At 50.0% G+C, this 3,755-nt stretch carries 4 protein-coding genes; 1 reads left to right on the top strand and 3 read right to left on the bottom strand.

What is annotated here, in order from left to right; translation table 11 throughout:
• Nucleotides 1-218 precede the first annotated feature (218 nt).
• Together H4684_RS20315 and H4684_RS20905 are read right to left on the bottom strand one after the other, a co-directional pair.
• Complete coding sequence (locus H4684_RS20315) at nucleotides 219-1,283, bottom strand: molybdopterin dinucleotide binding domain-containing protein (protein WP_225940596.1); 1,065 nt, start codon at nucleotides 1,281-1,283, stop codon at nucleotides 219-221.
• On the bottom strand, nucleotides 1,258-1,569 hold the full coding sequence (locus tag H4684_RS20905; RefSeq protein ID WP_225940595.1) for a molybdopterin-dependent oxidoreductase: 312 nt from the start codon (nucleotides 1,567-1,569) through the stop codon (nucleotides 1,258-1,260). Before H4684_RS20905 ends, H4684_RS20315 begins: the two co-directional genes overlap by 26 nt.
• Nucleotides 1,570-1,690: 121 nt before the next feature.
• On the opposite strand from H4684_RS20905, the gene H4684_RS20310 reads away from it, so the two are divergent.
• Nucleotides 1,691-2,143, top strand: coding sequence for an iron-sulfur cluster assembly scaffold protein (locus tag H4684_RS20310; RefSeq protein ID WP_092191507.1), 453 nt, complete (start codon nucleotides 1,691-1,693; stop codon nucleotides 2,141-2,143).
• Nucleotides 2,144-2,413: 270 nt separating this feature from the next.
• On the opposite strand, the gene H4684_RS20305 is transcribed toward H4684_RS20310, so the two are convergent.
• A partial coding sequence (locus tag H4684_RS20305; RefSeq protein ID WP_225940594.1) for a cation transporter occupies nucleotides 2,414-3,755 on the bottom strand: 1,342 nt, incomplete at its 5' end.

The following is a 3,755-nucleotide window of genomic DNA, read 5'->3' as shown; positions in this document are numbered from 1 at the left end:
CTGACCATGGCAGATTCCTCCGGGAGTTGTGGTTTGGTGGTACAACCCACATATGCCATGGTCTTTCTTTTTGCTGAAGATCCCGCACACTACCCACAACTTCAAAAAAAAGGCTCGTGGATCAAAACGAGACGTGCTCTTTTCTGGACCTAAAAAAGGCGAAGGCCCCCGGACAGACTATCTGTCCGGGGGCCTTCGCCTTTTGGGAGGGGAGAAATCTAGGCGGCTCGTTCCACTCTTGTCTTGATGTACTTAAGCAACGGGGTGCCGCCCGTGGACTCCGTGCGATTCGAAGGCATCAGCGCGCCGGGCACGTTGACTCCGCCCATGTCGGGATACTTGGGATCGCCTTCCAGACCGCGCACATGACCGTAGCCACCGGCCGCGGCCAATACGCCGGGCCGGATATCGTCGGTGACCTCGGCCTTGATGCGCGTGACGCCCCATGGCGAGGACAGCTGGACAACGTCGCCGCTTGAGATGTCGTGCCTTGCGGCATCTGCCGTGTTGATCAACAACGTGTTGGTCTTCCTGAGCTTCATCAGTTGGAAGTTGTTGAACGTCGAACAGTGCTCGTGTTGCAGGATGCGGATGTTTCCAAACAGGAAAGGATACTCGGCGTCCGGCAACAGGTCCTGGTCGATGGGCTTGAAATCGGGCAGGGGGTCAACGTCTTTCTCCGCACTGACGGGATTGAGGAAGTTGTACTTGCCGGTCCTGCTGGACCCAGAGCTGCCGTACCCTGCGGGAGGATTGATGCTCTCCCACTTCCTGTATTTGTAATACTCGGCAGCATCGGTCAGGATGAAACCTTTTTCGCGCAGCTCTTCAAAGCTCCAGGGCAGATCGCGCATCTGGTTGGCAAAAGCCTCCTCTTCCATGTTCTCCCACGGCACCGCGTCGGACACGCCCATGCGCTTGGCCAGCCCCTCGATGATCCGGTACATGGGCCGCGAGTCGTACATGGGAGGCACGACCTCGGCAAAGTAGCTCAAGAATGCCTCGTAAAGCCAATCCGGCTTGACCTGCGCCTGCTCAAGCCAGGTGGCGTCGGGCAGGACAACGTCGCTGTAAAGGGCGGTGTTGCACATGAAGGCATCGACGCTCACGCAGAAATCAAGGTTATCAAGCCCACGGGCCACGGATTCACTGTTGCCCCAGGTCAGCACCGGATCGGCCCAATAGGAAAAAAGCGCCTTTATCCTGCCGTCGCGGACCTGATCCTCGAAATTGGCTGGCGACCAGCCGGACCAGAGTTCAAAGGAACGAAGTTGGCAAATCATTGCCGCGAAAATAGGCCAGCTTGCCCTCGGGAACGCTGGCCAGCCGGGTGGCGACAAGATCCAGGGCCTCGTCCCATCCCGCCTTGCGGAAGCGTCCGTTTTCGCGGATCAGCGGAGTCTTGAGCCGGTAGGCGCTGTAAACGTGCTTGGGCGAGGCACCGCCCTTGGGACAAAGCCGTCCCCCGCTTTTGGGATCTCCCTGCAAACCGGCCACGCCGGTTCCTGATGGACAATCGGCGGCGGGATTGGGGTGCGGGCGAGTCCAGCACAAGACTTTTCTGACCATTTTGGTATGTGTTCCAGTCTTTGGCGGCTGGTGTTGCCGATTTCCGGAGGGGGTGCTAGGAGCCCATTTTGGTCTGTTCCCAGCGGGGACACATGGAAGCACTCAACAAACGGACGAGACAATGCCCAGTTTTGACGACATCGTGAATGAACTTCAGGACAAGATTTTTGATGAAGCGCGTCAGACCTACGGTCAGGCCGGGTTTGAACGCTGGCGCAACAAGCCGTATCGCGGCCGGCCGGCCAAGGCCGAGTACATGGGCGCAGCTACCGGCACGTGTGGCGATACCATTCGCATCTTTCTACACATCGAAAACGACCTGGTCCTTGACGCGGGATTCGGCACCGACGGATGCGGTTCCAGCCAGATCAGCGGGTCCATGGCTGCGGAACTGGCAGTGAACAAAACCTGCGAAGAGCTGACCGCCATCACGGGCGAGACCGTACTGGAAGCCTTGGGCGGACCAAACTGCATGCCCGAAGAAGACCGACATTGCACCCGTCTGGCTGCCAACGCGCTGCACGAGGCGCTGGGAGATTACTACTTTAAGACGCTGGGGATGCGAGAACGCTGAAGACTCCACGTTCCTTCCGGCGGGTTAAAAAAAATGGCTTGAGACTGTTGAATCTCAAGCCATTGCTCCAAATGGTGGGACCTGAGGTTGTACTTATTTGTGTCTCAAATTCTATAGACACGTACTTCAACTCACTGTTCAGCCTGTGCAGGCCTGTTCCTGATATGGCGCTTCAACAATTTTCCAGGACAGACTGGATAGGTCGAAACAATTCAAGATTCAAGACCTGCCCTCATCTCTTGCGGTCCGTCCCATCGGATTCTTCGCCTTTTACCGATTCTTTTCAAATTTATCATAGACAGATTCTGTGTGGGCTTGTTTATAAAGTATCTCAACGCCATCCCAGTCAATCCCTCTTTTATAAACTGCAAAACCAAGCTTATCGTATATTTTATTTGCCATGATCTCTTCAGGTAAATCACAAGTAAATAATCTTATATATTTTCTTCCTGTTTTTCTAGCTTCGTAAACTACTTTTGCAATTAGGCCATTAGCGGCTTTTGCCGAAAGCATGCCAAGACTCCGTTCTACTGCAGCCCATCCTGCCCACACAGCATCGGTCTCATTTGGATCGAAATAATATCCTGAGAACCCTATTACCTTGTCGCCGTTTAAAGCTACCCAATAGCGAGGATGCGCTATATTCTCTTCCAAGAGTTCATTTTTGTTGGTGCCTAACATACAGCTTTCTTTCAGCACCTTAAATATTAGTTCATAATTGTCTGTAGGCAAGAATTTTTTTACCAACTCCATTGATTCTGTAATGTTTTGTTCTGTAATCGGTTGAATATGTATTTTTTTTAAAGAATTTTTTGCTATATTTGTCTCGCTAAATTCCTTGTATATTCGTGGGATAATTTGCACTTCGCTGTCGGGAATGTCGTTTTCCAGTTTTTCTTTAATCCTTCCAGAAAGGTCAAAGATATCTCCCGCTGTCTTGTCAGGTGTGAAGCCAAGCGTAATGTCAATTATTATCTTCTTGCCTGACTTTCTGGATTTTACACCGTGAAAAGAATCATACCAGTCGAAGTACTCACTTAATCTTCTGAGAACTTTCATCTGCAGATCTTCGTCAAGGGTTTTGTCCAAGAGGTCATGCATGCTTTCTTTTATCAGATCTAAGAATGCATAGCCGGCAGCAAAAATTAACAATATCGCACACGCAGGGTCAATAATAAAACCCCATGAAAAATCTCGCAAAAAAACAGCCGCAAGCAATGAAACAAATACGAATATATTTGCAATGGCATTTGCGCGATGAAGCCTCCATTGAGATTTCATTATTGGCGAATTTGACACTAAAGCAATTTTATAAATTCTTTTCCATAAAACAACATTGATTACTAAAGAAATACAATTAATTACAAAGCCTACTAAAGCAAAATCTACATTTAAGTCCTGAGGATAAACGATGCGATGTATTGATAATCCAGCTGTAATGATCAATCCGAGGACTACCAAAACAGAAATTAATAGAGAACACATGCTTTCAAGTTTTCCGGCACCATAATCGTAAGATCCTGAATCCGTGAATAAGTGTTGCCAACGTTGTTGGCTCGAAATCTCAACCATATTTTTCGAAAATCCAGGCGACTTTCGACCTGAAAATTTT

The organism is Desulfomicrobium macestii, assembly GCF_014873765.1.
GTDB lineage: Bacteria > Desulfobacterota > Desulfovibrionia > Desulfovibrionales > Desulfomicrobiaceae > Desulfomicrobium > Desulfomicrobium macestii.
Note: the sequence above shows the minus strand (reverse complement) of the source record. Positions and strands in the feature narration are given on the sequence as shown.